General features: G+C 63.9%; 14 protein-coding genes. 9 read left to right on the top strand and 5 right to left on the bottom strand.

Annotated features, from left to right (window positions below; genetic code table 11):
• The first annotated feature begins 84 nt into the window (after positions 1-84).
• From surE to ACREB7_RS09085, 5 genes are all read left to right on the top strand, one after another.
• The gene (surE, locus tag ACREB7_RS09105; protein ID WP_431591953.1) at positions 85-846 is read left to right on the top strand and encodes a 5'/3'-nucleotidase SurE; all 762 of its coding nucleotides are present in this window, start codon (positions 85-87) and stop codon (positions 844-846) included.
• 139 nt (positions 847-985) lie between these two features.
• On the top strand, positions 986-1573 hold the full coding sequence (locus ACREB7_RS09100; protein WP_431591952.1) for an SOS response-associated peptidase: 588 nt from the start codon (positions 986-988) through the stop codon (positions 1571-1573).
• Between the two features lie 344 nt (positions 1574-1917).
• Positions 1918-2310 (top strand): hypothetical protein, encoded by a 393-nt coding sequence (locus tag ACREB7_RS09095; protein WP_431591951.1) that lies wholly within the window; start codon positions 1918-1920, stop codon positions 2308-2310.
• A gap of 111 nt (positions 2311-2421) precedes the next feature.
• Positions 2422-3498 carry a peptidoglycan DD-metalloendopeptidase family protein gene (locus ACREB7_RS09090; RefSeq protein WP_431591950.1) on the top strand — a complete coding sequence of 359 codons (1077 nt, stop codon included), beginning with the start codon at positions 2422-2424 and terminating at the stop codon, positions 3496-3498.
• Positions 3495-4562, top strand: a complete 1068-nt coding sequence (locus ACREB7_RS09085) for a potassium channel family protein (protein ID WP_431591949.1) — start codon at positions 3495-3497, stop codon at positions 4560-4562. The genes ACREB7_RS09090 and ACREB7_RS09085 overlap by 4 nt, the downstream gene beginning before the upstream one ends.
• A 26-nt stretch (positions 4563-4588) precedes the next feature.
• On the opposite strand, the gene ACREB7_RS09080 is transcribed toward ACREB7_RS09085, so the two are convergent.
• A complete protein-coding gene (locus tag ACREB7_RS09080; RefSeq protein ID WP_431591948.1) occupies positions 4589-4918 on the bottom strand; it encodes a DUF423 domain-containing protein in 330 nt (109 codons plus the stop codon).
• A 255-nt stretch (positions 4919-5173) separates the two neighbouring features.
• Between ACREB7_RS09080 and ACREB7_RS09075 the strand changes: the two genes are divergently transcribed.
• The gene (locus ACREB7_RS09075) at positions 5174-5707 is read left to right on the top strand and encodes an esterase/lipase family protein (RefSeq protein ID WP_431591947.1); all 534 of its coding nucleotides are present in this window, start codon (positions 5174-5176) and stop codon (positions 5705-5707) included.
• A 19-nt stretch (positions 5708-5726) separates the two neighbouring features.
• Entirely contained in the window at positions 5727-7094 is a 1368-nt protein-coding gene (rimO, locus tag ACREB7_RS09070; protein WP_431591946.1) for a 30S ribosomal protein S12 methylthiotransferase RimO, read from the top strand.
• On the opposite strand, the gene ACREB7_RS09065 is transcribed toward rimO, so the two are convergent.
• The 3 genes from ACREB7_RS09065 to ACREB7_RS09055 form a co-directional block, all read right to left on the bottom strand.
• Positions 7091-8683 (bottom strand): hypothetical protein, encoded by a 1593-nt coding sequence (locus ACREB7_RS09065; protein WP_431591945.1) that lies wholly within the window; start codon positions 8681-8683, stop codon positions 7091-7093. The two genes, rimO and ACREB7_RS09065, sit on opposite strands and share 4 nt — an antisense overlap.
• A gap of 280 nt (positions 8684-8963) precedes the next feature.
• Positions 8964-9977, bottom strand: a complete 1014-nt coding sequence (locus tag ACREB7_RS09060; protein ID WP_431591944.1) for an inorganic phosphate transporter — start codon at positions 9975-9977, stop codon at positions 8964-8966.
• A gap of 15 nt (positions 9978-9992) precedes the next feature.
• Positions 9993-11117 (bottom strand): DUF47 family protein, encoded by a 1125-nt coding sequence (locus ACREB7_RS09055; RefSeq protein WP_431591943.1) that lies wholly within the window; start codon positions 11115-11117, stop codon positions 9993-9995.
• 205 nt (positions 11118-11322) lie between these two features.
• On the opposite strand from ACREB7_RS09055, the gene ACREB7_RS09050 reads away from it, so the two are divergent.
• Positions 11323-12867, top strand: a complete 1545-nt coding sequence (locus tag ACREB7_RS09050; protein WP_431591942.1) for a flavin-containing monooxygenase — start codon at positions 11323-11325, stop codon at positions 12865-12867.
• Here the strand turns inward: ACREB7_RS09050 and ACREB7_RS09045 are convergent, their stop codons facing one another.
• Positions 12868-13446, bottom strand: coding sequence for a hypothetical protein (locus tag ACREB7_RS09045; RefSeq protein ID WP_431591941.1), 579 nt, complete (start codon positions 13444-13446; stop codon positions 12868-12870).
• 221 nt (positions 13447-13667) lie between these two features.
• Here ACREB7_RS09045 and ACREB7_RS09040 point away from each other — a divergent pair, with 221 nt between their 5' ends.
• Entirely contained in the window at positions 13668-15140 is a 1473-nt protein-coding gene (locus ACREB7_RS09040) for a hypothetical protein (protein ID WP_431591940.1), read from the top strand.
• Positions 15141-15219 lie beyond the last annotated feature (79 nt).

Here is a 15219-nt window from a genome sequence, read left to right as displayed (position 1 = left end):
CTTGACCCGGGGTCCCGCTCAGCGGCGTCGACCAGCGGGACCCCGGATCAAGCCCGGGGTGACGAAGAGAGAAAGAACAGAAACGTGCGCATCCTCCTCACCAACGACGACGGCTATCACGCCCCCGGCTTCGCGGTCCTCGAAGCGATCGCGCGCCAGCTCAGTGACGACATCTGGGTCTGCGCCCCCGCCGAGGAACAGTCGGGCGCCGGCCATTCGCTCACCCTCTCGCGCCCCGTGCGCGTCCGCCAGCATGCCGAGCGTCGCTGGTCGTGCACCGGCACCCCGACCGATTCGGTGATGATGGCGATCGGCAAGCTGATGCCCGAAAAGCCCGACCTGATCCTCTCGGGGGTCAACCGCGGCGCCAATCTCGGCGACGATGTGACCTATTCGGGCACCGTCTCCGCCGCGATCGAGGGCGCGCTCGCAGGCATCCGCTCGATCGCGCTGAGCCAGGTCTATGCCAAGGAAGGCATGGGCGACAGCGTCCCCTTCGGCGCCGCCGAAGCCTGGGGCGCGAAAGTGCTGCGCCCGCTGCTCACCATGGACATGGCGCCGCGCACGATGATCAACGTCAATTTCCCCGCGCTGCCCGCCGAAGAGGTGCGCGGCATCCGGGTGACGCGCCAGGGCTTCCACGACTATGGCCGCGGCTCGATCGTCGAGGGCACCGATCCGCGCGGCTATCGCTATTATTGGTTCGGGCTGCACGGCATCGAACATTCGCCGGGCCATGACAGCGACCTCGAAGCGATCGACGACAATTACATCGCGGTCACCCCGCTCCAGCTCGACCTCACCCACGACGCATCGCTGGCGGCGTTGCGGGCGGCTTACGGCTAATATCGCGTCGAGGGTGCAAGCCACCCTCAAATCCCGTTCGTGTCGAGCGAAGTCGAGACACGCCGAAGTCGTGCGCTTGCTATGGGTGTCTCGACTTCGCTCGACACGAACGGAACCGATGGGCATTGGCATTTAGGCCATGACCCGCCTCTACCGCCTCGACGCCCCCGCCGCCGACATCGCGGCGCATTTCGGTGCGCAGGCGGGCAAGGACCCATGGGCCGGCGGCTATGCCGCCCCCGGCCGCCCCGCCCCGATCGTCACCCGCGATGCGAAATCGCGTATGCGCCGTATCGGACCGATGTTCTGGGGCGTCCCCCCGCCGCCGCGCGGCACCGACCCGATCACCAGCGTGCGCAACCTCGACAGCCCCTTCTGGATCGGCACGCTGCGCCACACCGAATTTCGCTGCCTGATCCCCGCGACCAGCTTTGCCTTATGGTCGGGGGCCGAAGGCGCGCGGCGTCAGCACTGGTTCGCAGTCGCCGACCAGCCGATCTTCGCCATCGCGGGCATTGTCCGCTTCGCCGACGAAGTCCCGACCTTCGCGATGCTGACGACCGACCCCAACCGGCTGGTCGCGCACCATCACAGCGGCGCGATGCCGCTGATCCTGCCCGCCGAAGCGCAGGAACGCTGGCTGACCGCCGACTGGAAGGACGCGCGCGGATTGGTCGTGCCCTTTCCGGGTCAGGCGATGACGGTGTCGGACGCGCCGCCGGTCTGAAGAGGCTCGCGGCCTGGCAGCGGCCGCTTTCGGGCGGAAGCGGGCATTCCTTCTGCGTCACCCCGGACCTGATCCGGGGTTCCGCTCCGCAACGTCGGCGAGATAGATTTCACGCAAAGGCGCAAAGGCACAAAGAGGCTGGCCCGCGGCCGCAAGGTCGCCTTTCCATCATCGGTGCATCATGCGGCAGCGTTAAGGGAGGAAGCCGCTTCGCGGCCAGCGCTACTTCTTCGTGCCTTTGCGCCTTTGCGTGAAACAAATAGCCGGACCTGTCGACACGGCACTGGCAGCGCGTCAGCAAGCGACCGGTTGCGGACGAAATCGATTATGGGCAACGTGTGGAGATGAATACATTCTCGCTCTCGTTTGAAGTCGATGATTATGGTGAATCGCGACTGGTTACGGCCCTCGACACGGGCGATTTCAAAGGCACCTGCTCTTATTGGTGCCCGCCAAGCGAGTTTGACAATCTGCTAACGGCCTTGGAGACTTATCCCATCACAGCGGCCAATCCTATTGATGAGCGCTGGTACGATGGATGCGTTTCATTGCGTATCGAGCCGATCAACTCGGTTGGCGCGCTATCAGTGCAGGTTGCGTTGCAGGATTTCGGTAGCGATTGGAACAAGTGCCAGTCGCAGTTCCACGCGACCTACGGCGATCTCGATCGCTTTCGCGAGCAACTCGAAGCAGTCGTTACGAGCGGTTCAGGGGAAGCTGTCCTGTCCGCAACATAACGTCTGCTTCCCACCCCGAACCCGTCATGCTCGGGAACCCTTCTCCACCCCACCCTCCCCGTCGCAACCTCAACGCTGGTCAATCCGCCAAGGCTTTGGCAAAGAAGGATCATGGGGGACCGCCGTCGCATTTTTTCGATCCTGTTGCTGTCGGCGCCGCTCGCCGCCTGCATTCCCGCATCAGCGCCGCCGCCAAGGGCCGCTCCGCCGATCACGGCGGCGCCACCGCCGCCGACCGCATCGAACAACAGCCTCGCCTATGACGATGTCTCAGGCGGCGACAGCAAACCGACCTGGGTCCTGCAACCCGTCGCGACCAACGCCCGCGAGGTGCCCGCAAGCCTGTATACCGTCCGCCCCGGCGACACGCTGCGCGCGATCGGCGAGATGACCCACGCCGGCTCCGAAGCCATCGCGATGGAGAACGACCTCGCCGCCCCCTACACGCTCGTGCCGGGCCAGCGGCTGCGCATCCCCGCCGGCCTCTATCACCGTGTCGCGACGGGCGAGACCGGCATCGGCATCGCGCACGCCTATGGCGCCGACTGGGGCGAGATCGTCACGATCAACGCGCTCGCCGAACCCTATATCTTGCGCGTCGGCCAGCGGCTGCGCCTGCCCGCGAACGCCCGCCCGCTGACGCCCAAACAGGTCGACGTTGCGACCCGCGCCGCCGCCTTCAGTCTCGACATCGACGATATCGCGACCGGCAGCCAGCCCGCGCTCGCCGCGAACAAGGCGCCCGCCGCCGCATCGGCCGCGCCGCGCAAACCGGTCACCGCCGCCATCGCCACGCCGGCCGCCTTCACTGGGCGTTTCGTCTGGCCGCTGCCGGGCAAGGTCATCGCCAAATTCGGCCCGCTCGCGCCGGGCAAGGTCAGCGACGGCATCAATATCGCGGCGGCGGCGGGCACCCCGATCCACGCGACCGCCAACGGCGTGGTCTCCTATGCCGGTGACCAGATCGCGGTCTATGGCGGGCTGATCCTGATCGATCATGGCGGCGGCTGGGTCAGCGCCTATGGCCATGCCCAGCAGATCGACGTCCGGCGCGGTCAGGCGGTGAAGGCGGGCGACATCATCGGTCTCGCCGGCGCCAGCGGGCAGGTCCAGACCCCGCAGCTCCATTTCCAGCTGCGCAAGAACCGCATTCCGGTCGACCCGCTCAAGCAATTGCCGCCGCGATGAGCCAGCGCCGGTCCGAAAAACTCAGGCTTCAGCATCGTTTCCAGCCGCTGAAGCGCGCCAGCAAATGGCCGATCTGGGCCGACGTCATCGCGCGGCTCGGCGTCGCCTTCTTTCTGGTCGGCATCGTCGTGCTCGTCCACTGGATCGACCGCGCCGGGCTGAAGGACAGCCACGACGGCCATATCAGCTTCCTCGACGTCGTCTATTTCACCATGATTTCGGTGACCACCACTGGCTTCGGCGACATCGCCCCGGTGTCCGACCGCTCGCGGCTGATCGAGGCGGTGATCGTCACCCCGATCCGCATCGCGGTGCTCTTCATCTTCGTCGGAACCGCCTATAATTTCGTCCTCAAACGCACATGGGAAAAATGGCGCATGGCCCGCATCCAGGCAAAGCTCACCGATCACATCGTCGTCCTGGGCTTCGGCGTCAGCGGCAGCGAGGCGGTCAAGGAACTGATCGCGCGCGGCACCGACCCCGGCTGCATCGTCGTCATCGACCAGTCGCCGTCGCGGATCGCCGAGGCCGAGGCGGCGGGCTGCAACGTGCTGCAGGGCGACGCCTCGAACGACGACACGCTGGTCGACGTCCATATCGCGCGCGCGCAGGCGGTGCTGGTCTCGGCCGGACGCGACGACACCTCGATCCTGATGGTCCTCACCGTCCGCCACCTGTCGCCGAAAGTGCCGATCAGCGTCGTGATCCGCGCGCAGGACAATGAACTACTCGCCCGCCAGGCCGGCGCGAACAATGTCATCAACCCGGTCAGTTTCACCGGCCTGTTGCTCGCCGGATCGGCGCAGGGTGCGCATGTCGCCGACTATATGGCCGATCTCGCCAGCATCGGCGGCCGCGTCCAATTGCGCGAACGCACGGTCAGCGCCGAGGAAATCGGCCGCAGCATCGACCAGCTCGCCAGCGGCGGACGCGGGCTGCGCATCTATCGCGGCGGCAAGCCCTATGGCTTCTGGGAAACCGAGACCCAGCGCCTCGAGGCGGGCGACATGGTCGTCGAGGTCATCCGCTGCGAGGAATGCGAAGCGAGCGTCGCCGGGGGCTAGAGCCTATCCTGCAGGGATTGAGGCGATCAGGCGCGCCAGTACAGCCAGCCCGCCCACAGCCAGCCGATGATCAGCAAGAGGCCGCCGATCGGGGTCACCGCCCCCAGCCATTTGGGCGCGCCCAGCGCCATCGCGTAGAGCGTCACCGCAAAGATCGCTCCGCCCGCCAGCAGCAGGATCGCCGGCCCCCGCGCAAAGCCCATGATCGCGAGCGCGGCGACCGCATGGACCAGCTGGTACATCCCGCCGGTGCGCAGCCACTCGGCCTCCTGCTGGCCCGCCGCGCCATGCGCGCCAAAGGCGCCCGCCGCGACCGCCATCGCCGCCGAAATCGCCGCAAACGCGCCTATCGCCATATCGAAACCCCTCGCCTTATCCGCTTGCAATGCCATGCCGATACGCCAAGCTATAGGTCGATGACAGGGAGAAGGCGATGCCCCGCGACATACCGCTTCCGACGGGGTTGAAGCCGCCCGGCCGCCGGGCCCAGCTCGGCGAACTCGCCCTGCCCTTCGACATGCTGCGCTTCGGCCTGTCAGGCTGGCGGCTCATCGGCGCGCCGCGCGGCGACGGACGCCCGGTGGTGCTGCTATGGCGCGAGCGAATTGTCGATGCGGCCGCTCGAGGCCTATCTGCGCCATCTCGGCTATCGGGTCCGCGACTGGGGCATGGGCCGCAATCAGGGCCGCGTCGCCGCCGACGTCGAACGCTTCGCGGCGCAAGCCGGGGAGTGGGCAAAAACCGACGGCGCTCCGCTCACCCTGATCGGCTGGAGCCTCGGCGGCGTCATCGCCCGCGAAACCGCGCGCACCTATCCGCATCTGGTGCGCGAGATCATCACCATGGGCACCCCGATCATCGGCGGCCCTAAATATACCGCGCTCGCCCGGCGCTTCGCCGGGCGCGATTTCGACGCGATCGAGCGCGAGATTCACGCGCGCAACCTCAAGGGCCTCATCCAGCCGCTCACCGTCCTTTATTCCGACCGCGACGGCATCGTCGGCCCCGATATCGCGGTCGACATCTACAACCCGCAGGCGCGCAATATCAAAGTCGACGGCACCCATCTCGGCCTCGGCATCAATCCCGGGGTATGGCGGATCATTGCCGATACGCTGGCGGGCGTGACAAACCCGCAAAAATAGACTAGGGGCGCCGCCAATCATGGCAACCAAAACCCTCCCCTCCCAGCCGAAAGTCGGCATGGTCTCGCTCGGCTGTCCGAAAGCGCTCGTCGACAGCGAACGGATTCTGACCAAGCTGCGCGCCGACGGCTATGGCCTGTCGCCCGATTATGCCGGCGCCGACGTCGTGCTCGTCAACACCTGCGGCTTCCTCGACTCCGCCAAGGAAGAAAGCCTCGAGGCGATCGGCGAAGCGATGGCCGAAAATGGCCGCGTCATCGTCACCGGCTGCATGGGCAATGAGGCCGAGGTGATCCGCGCCCGCTTCCCGAAGGTGCTGGCCGTCACCGGCGCGCACCAATATGAGCAAGTCGTTGATGCGGTTCACGAAGCCGCGCCGCCGACGCAGGGGCCCTTCGTCGACCTGGTGCCCGAGGGCGGCCTCAAACTGACCCCCCGGCACTATAGTTACCTCAAGATCTCCGAAGGCTGCAACCACAGCTGCTCCTTCTGCATCATCCCCGATTTGCGCGGAAAACTGGTCTCGCGGCGCGTCGATGCGGTGTTGCGCGAGGCCGAAAAGCTCGTCGCGGCGGGGACGAAGGAATTGCTGGTCATCAGCCAGGACACCTCGGCCTATGGTGTTGATATAAAACATGAAAGCCGTATGTGGCACGGCACCGAAGTGCGCGCCCACATGACCGACCTTGCGCGGCACCTTAGCCAACTTCGAACCCCCGCCGGCAACACCCCCTGGGTCCGCCTCCACTATGTCTACCCTTATCCGCATGTCGACGCTGTCATCCCGCTGATGGCCGAGGGCTTGCTCACGCCCTATCTCGACATCCCCTTCCAGCACGCAAGCCCGAGCGTCCTCAAGCGCATGAAGCGCCCCGCCAATGAAGCGAAGGTGCTCGAACGGCTGAAGAGCTGGCGCGCGATCGCCCCCGACATCGCGATCCGCTCGAGCTTCGTCGTCGGCTTCCCGGGCGAGACCGAAGCCGATTTCCAGTATCTCCTCGACTGGCTCGACGAAGCCCAGCTCGACCGCGTCGGCGCCTTCCGCTTCGAACCCGTCGCGGGGGCGCAGGCGAACGCGCTCGACGACCAGGTTCCCGAAGAGGTCAAGGAAGAACGCTACCAGCGCATCATGGCCAAAACCGCCGCGATCAGCGCCGCCAAACTCGAAGCCAAGATCGGCCGCACCCTCCCTGTGATCATCGACGAAGTCGGCGAAGCTGACGAGGATGGCAGCGTCGGCGCGACCGGCCGCTCACAGGCCGACGCGCCCGAAATCGACGGCCATGTCTACCTCCGCGACGTCGCGGCGAGCCTCAAGACCGGCGACATCGTCGATGTCGCCATCGAGGACGCCGACGAGCATGATTTGTTCGGGGTGGTTGCCTAACCGCCCGATTGCGGCGCCGCTGCGTCCTGTTGCGCAAGCCAACGCTTGCCCGCTGGGGTTATCAGCGATGGCGGCAGATCGCGGCCAACCTCGTTGAATAGAGCAGCCACATCAGCGCGCTTCTTGAGCGGCAGGAACATGTCGTCGGCACCGGTTCTGCCGGCAAACGTCGTAAATTCCTGGCCTTGCAAATTGCGCAACATGTCGGTGCGCAGATCGGGGTCGCGCAACGCCTCGATCACGATCTCCGCCGCCCGGTCGCTGCGACCGGCACATTGCAGAGCCTGTATTGCCGACGCCGGATCATCTGCGCGGTTTTCATCAATTTTTGTCAGCAACGGCTGAAGCTCCTCGTTGCGGCCAAGTTCCGCCAGAGCGCAAGCCCGATCGACGGCGATGATTTGCCGCACATAAGGACTGCCAAATTGATTCGCCACGAACGCCGCGCGCTCTGATGCCTCCAGCGTCTTTTCCCATTCGCCCATCCGCGCAAGGCGCCCGCTACGATTGGCGACGAAATTGACCAGCCAGCCATTTTTCTCGCGATCAAACGGGACCGCCGCCATCGCATCGAACAAGGCGCTGGCCTCTGCCTCGCGCCCCACCCCGTCAAGGGCGTTAGCGCGTGCGTCCAGGGCCCAAAAATGAAACTCCTCCAGCGTCGCCAATGTCTCGGGCGCTGCGAAGCTCTCGGTCAGGGTCAGCACTTCCTCATAATGCCCGGCCTCGTTGAGCGCCGTCACAAGACCCGAAAGCTTCTCGCTACTCTTCGGTTCGCGTCGCAGTTCCGATCGGGCCTTTTCAATATTGGCGTCAAAAGCCGTCGACATGTTCGGCCCTGCCGCGCGTTCAAGGTCAGGCCAGAACGCGGCATAACGTCGGTCCGTCAGCAGGCGAAAGTACCAGTAAGGTTCGGTCATGCTGCCAAGAAACGGCCGCGCAGCGGCGATATTGCCAGCCTCGACCTCGCGGCGGAACAGCGTTTCGTTGATATAGTCTTTGTCGCGCTCAGCCAGCGTGCGATAGGCGGGCGTTTTGAGAAAGCGGCGATTCAGGGACAACGCCAGGTCATGGCGATCCGCAGCCGCCAACTTTCCGTCGAGCCAACGGATATTGTTGAAACTGTCTGAAAGGCCGCCCGCATTGGCGGGCTGTCCGGCTGCGGCGATCAGCCGGTCGGCGGCGTCGTCATATTGCTTGGCCTCCAGCGCAATCATTACCGCAGCGATCGGAGCCACCACGGGTCCGTTCACCTTTTCGTTTTGCAGGAGCAGCGGATAGGCATCGCCGTACCGCTTTTCGTCGACCGCGCATTGCAGGTCGAACCTCAGCTTGAACGGGCCATAGCTGGGATCGAACGACTTGCGTCGCACCACCTCTGCAAGCATCGGCATCATGTCACGGCAGGCACTTGGGTCCTTCGCGACATAGGCCTCTTTCAGGCGTTGTAGCAGTTGATCGTTTGTCAGGTCCGACAGGTTGGTGGCCACGGCATTCTCCGGCAGCGAGTGCTGCGCCAGCACGGGAGCCGCCAACGAAAAAGCAAGCCATCCTGCCAACTGAAAAGGAAAAAACCGACGCATCATCATATGCTCCCGCCAAACGGCCCCGACCGCGAACGCCGCCGGACGACCTTGTAACGACAAGAAGCGACCCAGCGCAACGATGGCCGCGCGAACGCCTCGCTGGCCCCATCAGCCAGTCGCACAGGATCATCATTATACGAATATTCAGACGCGAGCTTTGCTGAGCCCGATCCTGGGCTATGTCGGGCATGGATCGCATCGGGGGCATGGTAAGCGCGTAGTCCAACGGCCTCTATTTGCCGGTGCAGATCGCCAGCATCGACTATCGCCCGGCGCGCTGAGGTCAGAACAGCCGCGTGATGCCGTAAAAGGCCGCTGCGACCAGCGCGCTCGCGGGGATGGTGATGAACCATGCCGCGACGACATTGCCCGCCACGCCCCAGCGCACCGCGCTGGCACGGCGCGCGACGCCGGCGCCGATGATGCTGCCGGTGATCGTGTGCGTCGTCGATACCGGGATGCCGAGCAGGCTGGCGGTGAACACCATGATCGATCCGCCGGTCGATGCCGCGAAGCCCTGATGGTGCGACAATTTGGTGATGCGGCCACCCATCGTCTCGATGATCTTCCACCCGCCTGACAGCGTGCCAAGCGCGATCGCGATATAGCAGCTGAACGCCACCCAATGCGGGACATGGAACTCGCCGCCGAGATAGCCGGTCGAATAGAGGAGGACGGTGATGATCCCCATCGTCTTTTGCGCATCGTTCAGCCCATGGCTGATCGAATAGGCGGCCGACGAAACAAGATGGAGACGGCGGAAGGTGGTTTCGGCGAATTTGGCGGTCGCCCGGCGCAGCGCCCAGCTGCTGACGAGCATCACCAGCATCGCGAGCAGCATTCCGAGCAGCGGCGACAGGAAGATCGCGATCACGGTCTTGTTGAGCCCGGTCCATTCGATGCCCTCGAAGCCCGCATGGGCGACGCCCGCGCCGACGATGCCGCCGACGAGGGCGTGGCTCGACGACGACGGTATGCCCTTGAGCCAGGTCACGACATTCCAGAACATCGCCCCGACCAGCGCGCCGAACACGACGGCGGGGGTCACCAGGTCCTTGTCGATGATCCCCTTGCCGATCGTTTCGGCGACCTTGTGCAATTCGGGAAAGACGACCGACAGAAAATAGGCGGCGAAGTTGAAAAAGGCGGCGAACAGCACCGCATGCACCGGCTTGAGCAACCGCGTCGCGACGACGGTCGCGATGCTGTTCGCCGCGTCGTGCAGCCCGTTGAGGAAGTCGAACGCCAGCGCCAGGAGGACGAGGCCGACGAGCAAGGGAAATGCGAGTTCGTGCATGGCGCTTGCCCCCGCTCAGGCGTGGTCGATGACCAGACCGTCGATCTCGTTCGCGACATCCTCGAAGCGGTCGACGACCCGTTCGAGATGGCTGAACAATTCGCGCCGGATGATGAACTGGATCGTGTTGCTCTCACCATGTTCCTGGAACAGGCGCTTGAGCCCGGCGGCGTGGATTTCGTCGGCATGGCCCTCCATCCGCACCAACCGTTCGGTCAGTTCGTGCAGGCGCGGGCCGTTGGCGCCGATCTGGCGCAACAGCGGCAGCGCCTCGGCGGTCAGCCGCGCCGCATCGACGATGATCCCCGCGATGTCGCGCATTTCGGGCTCGAACTCGGTGACATCGTACAGGTCGACCGCCCCCGCCGTCTTCTGCATCTCGTCGATCGCGTCGTCCATCGACGCGATCAGGTCGGTGATCGCGCTGCGGTCGAACGGGGTCAGGAAGGTGCGGCGCACCGTTTGCAGCACTTCGCGGGTGATCGCGTCGGCGTCATGTTCACGCTCAACGATTTCCTGGATATGATCGGCCATGCCCGGCCCGCCCTGCAACAGGCGGGACAGGGCGTTGGCCCCGGCCACCAGCGTCGCCGCGTGGCTTTCGAACAATTCGAAAAAATTGCCCTGTCGCGGCAGCAAGCGCTGAAACCATGCGAACATCCAACTCACCCCTGTCTTTTCAGCAACATTCTGCACCATGCCGCTCGGCCGCGCCGCCGCCCGAAAGCCGCTGTCGCCGAACGAGCGGATCAGCGCCTGCAAATCGGGCTCCTCGACCGCGGCGGCGGCGGCGTGGAACGGAAACCACTGGCGATCGCGTTCGCCCTCTTCCTTCCATTCGGAAAGCTCGTTGGTGACCGCCAGCGGGAAGACTTCCACGTCCAGCAGCACCGACGCACCATTGGCGCGGCGCTTGCGATATTGATAGCTGCCGATCGCGGTCGGACACACCGCACCGATCACACCCGCCTCTTCTTCCGCCTCGATCGCGGCGGCGGCATGACGCGACATGCCGGTCAGCGGATTGCCCTTTGGAATCACCCAGCGCTTCGTCTCGCGCGAGGTGATCAACAGCACTTCGGTCGGCCCATCCTGCGTCGGCCCGCCAAACCGATAGGGAAGGACGGCGATCTGGCGCATGTCGGTCGGATCCTTTCCCTCTTAGCGGCGCGGCGGCCGCATATTGCAAACTGGTGTCGCCCCTATGACAATATTGTGACAGCGACAAGGACGCTTAGCCTCCCCCCCGGCGCACCCCCGTCTAATCCATTGCAAAATGCAACGCGGTGCGTAAGCTGCACCCTAACGATAAATGGGAGACGATATCATGGCAGGAACCGCGACCATGGAACGCACGGACGGCGCCGCGGCTGCACCGGTTGATCAGGATGTGCTGATCGTCGGCGCGGGCATTTCGGGCATCGGCATGGCCGCGCATCTCCAGAAATACAGCCCCGGCCGCAGCTTCACGCTCGTCGAGCGCCGCGCCGATCTGGGCGGCACCTGGGACCTGTTTCGTTATCCCGGCATCCGTTCGGACAGCGACATGCACACTTTGGGCTTCGTTTTCGAGCCGTGGAAGCATGAAAAGTCGATCGCCGACGGCCCTGCGATTCTCGATTACCTCAACCAGATCGTCGATGAACGCGGTATTCGCGAGCGTATCCGTTTCAACCGAAAGGTCGTCGGGGCCGACTGGGACAGCGCAACCGCGCGCTGGACCGCGACGCTGGAAGACGAAAATGGCGCGACCTCGACCACGACCGCGCGCTGGCTCTACCTTGGCGCCGGCTATTATGATTATGACTCGCCCTTCGATGCGAACTTCACCGGACGCGACGATTTCCAGGGCCAGATCATCCACCCGCAATTCTGGCCGAAGGACCTCGACTACACCGGCAAGAAGGTCGTGGTGGTCGGATCGGGAGCGACCGCCGTGACGATCGTTCCAGCGATGACCGATCCGAAGAACGGTCCGGGCGCCGCACATGTGACCATGCTGCAGCGCACCCCGACCTGGTTCGCGATCCGTCCCGCCAAGGACGGTTTCGCCAATTTCCTGCGTAAAATCCTGCCCGAGGAAATGGCCTACCGGATCACGCGCTTCAAAAATGTGAAGATGCAGGACATCGTCTTCCAGAAAGCCCGCAACAAGCCCGAAAAAGTCCGCGACTTCCTGACCAAGCAGGTCAAGAAGACCCTCGGCGACCGCTATGACGCCGAAGCCTTCACCCCGCCCTATAATCCGTGGGAACAACGGCTGTGCCTCGTCCCCGACGCCGACTTCTTCGAGGCGATCAAGCGCGACAAGGCGTCGGTCGTCACCGATCATATCGAACGCTTCGACGCGACCGGCATCCAACTGAAATCGGGCAAGCATCTCGACGCCGACATCATCGTCACCGCGACGGGGCTCAGCCTGGCGGTCGCGGGCAAGATCCCGGTCCGCGTCGACGGCGACCTCGTCGATTGGAGCGAGCATTTCTATTACAAGGCGTGCATGTTCTCGAACGTCCCGAACTTCTCGGCGGTGTTCGGCTATCTCAATGCCAGCTGGACGCTGCGCGCCGATATCGTCGCCGAATATGTCTGCCGCGTGCTCAATCATATGGACGCGACCGGCACCACCGTCGCGACCCCGGCGCTCGCCGACCCGGCGAGCCTGACGGAAGAGAATATCTTCGACTTCTCGTCGGGCTATATCCAGCGCTCGCTGCATATCATGCCGAAGAATGCCGATGCGCTGCCCTGGCGGCTCAACCAAAATTATATCCAGGACCGCGTCGACATGCGGAGCGGCGCGATCGAGGACGGCGTCCTCAGCTTTGGCAACGCCCGCGCGGCGAGCGCTGCCAAGAACGAAGCGCCGGCACTCGAAGCCGCAGAGTAGTTAGGGCAAATCGGGACCGGCGGTACGCTTTTTGGCGCGGTGCCGCCGGACCAGCCAGAAGACCAGCCCGCCGATCGCGAGCAAAAGCAGCGGCAGGACGATACGCATCGTCTTGGCCCCCGCCTCATATTGGTCGATGAAGACGAGCGCCTCGGGCCGGGTCTTGCTGCCCAGCACATTCCATTCGGCGATCTGCAGCGGAGCGTCATTCTCGGCATAAAAACGTAGCGATACGGTCGTCCATTTGCCCTTGGCCTCGCCGACAACGACCACTTCTTCCTGCCGCTGGGACAGCCCGTTGGTGGCGTTGGTCTTCCAGTTATAGGAGGCAAGCTGCCAGGTCGCGGGACCCTCGGGGCATTCGCGCGGTAATAGTGGCGCCGCCTCCACAGCCGAGTTGGCGATCTCGGGATGGAGCAGGCTCACCGTGCTCGCGGGATCGCTGCAGAAACGCTGAGCAATCGCGATGATTTCTTTCTGCCGTTCGGATGAGACCAGCTTGTCGAGCGTGGCCTGAAAACTACACCCCGCCAAAAGGATGACCAGACACCCGGTCAGCGCCTTCGCCATTGCGCGCATATTCCCCTCCCCATCAATGACCCGCAGCCATGATGCGGCAACGGCGCGTCGAAATCCAGCCTGTTGACAACATCGACCCGTGGACGGACAACTTATCTAACTTCATGCACGTCGCGCTATTGGTGCCAGTTTGGTTGCAATAGCGTAGTATATTATACTGCAAGATATTTACTTCAAATTGCTCCTATATTATTCTCTCTGCTTCCCGGGGGGAGAAAATCATGGGCGCGATCTTCAAAAGCAAGGTCTGGCAAGGCATAAAACTTGTCGCCCTGGCGGTCAGCGTGCCGACCCTGCTCTCCTCGTGCAAAGATGGCGGCTATGGCGGCAAGGACGAGGTTGCTGCGGCCAGTTGCCCCGAAGGCTTCGGCTGGGCCGAGGGGCTCCAGGCCTATTTGAGCCCGACCGCGACGATGCCGACCGCGATGAGCACAAGCGCGGACGATTGCCTGTTCAACCAATGGTCGTGGGAAGCCTTTGTCTGGGCGAACGCGCCGATCGACGGCAAGCCGCGCTTTCTGGGCTGGCAGGTTCCCGACGACCTGATCGCCGATCCGGACGCCGCGCCGCGAACCACGCTATTGCGGCTCGATGCGCATATGAAGCCAGTCCACCCCGGCCTTGGTTCGAGCAATCAGGACAATGCGATCGTCGAGGCCGACGGCAGCATGTTGATCGGCCAAAACGGCTATCCTGTCTATGCCTCGATCCACATGACGCCCAATTATTTCGCGGTCACCAAGCGCAACCTGATCGCGACCGGCGCCTATGAGAGCAATCCCAACCAGGATGATTATTTCTCCCTCGGCGACGCGATCGTGAAGGCGACCTGGTATCGGCTCGCCGACGGCGAGACCGCGCCGGCGGGGACTTATACCACGCAGGCTGAAGTGCCGGTGCTGCAAAACAACTGTAACGGCGCGAATTGCGCGGTCGTGCCCTCGGGCAAATATGAGGTCGTCACCGTCGCGCTCGTCGGCATGCATGTCGTCGGCTATGTCGACAATCATCCCGAATTCCTGTGGGCGACGTTCGAGCATAAGCTGAATGCGCCGATGTTTGCCGACAACAGTTTCACTTTCGACGCCAATGCAAGCAATCCGGGCAATTTCACCTTTTACAAGGCCGGGACGCCCTATTCGCAACCGGCCTTGCTGGTCGAAACCAACACCAATCCGGCGACCGTGACCTTCGATGCAGCGACGGGAAAATTCGCGCCGGTCACGCAGATCGTCCAGATGAACCAGACCGGCGGCGACACCCAGCCGAACGGCCCGTCGAACATCGCCGCGATCAACGTCGCTTCGCAGAAGGCCGCCAGCAACTTCCCGAACAATTCGCCGCTGCAGAATTACAATCTGATCGGCACGGCGTGGTTCAAGCCCAACACCTATGTCACGACCGCCGCTGGCTGGCAGAATTTGAACCAGACCAACGCGGTCGGCGCGATCAGTCTGATGAACAGCACCGCAGAAACCTTCCTGCAAAGCGCCAAAGGGAAACAGGGCAATAACTGCTTCGAATGCCACAGCGCGACAAGCTTCTCCTATGCGGGCATCCAGCCAAAGGCGTTGCCGGTGCGCCGCATCGCGATCAGCCATCTGATCGCGGTCGGGTCGGCCTATGAAGTCCCGAACACCCTACCGGTGACATCCGGCGGCACCGCGCCCGCCAAGGCGGCGCCGAAGAAATAGAGCTGCACTGGGCCGCAGTCGCGTAACCCCGGGTCCGAAAACGGCCCGGGGTTATGTTTTGTGCGGCGATACCGCCGCC

It is taken from the genome of Sphingopyxis sp. (genome assembly GCF_050725615.1).
Classification (GTDB): Bacteria; Pseudomonadota; Alphaproteobacteria; order Sphingomonadales; family Sphingomonadaceae; genus Sphingopyxis.
The sequence above is the reverse complement of the archived record's forward strand: the minus strand, read 5'-3'. Positions and strand labels throughout refer to the sequence as shown.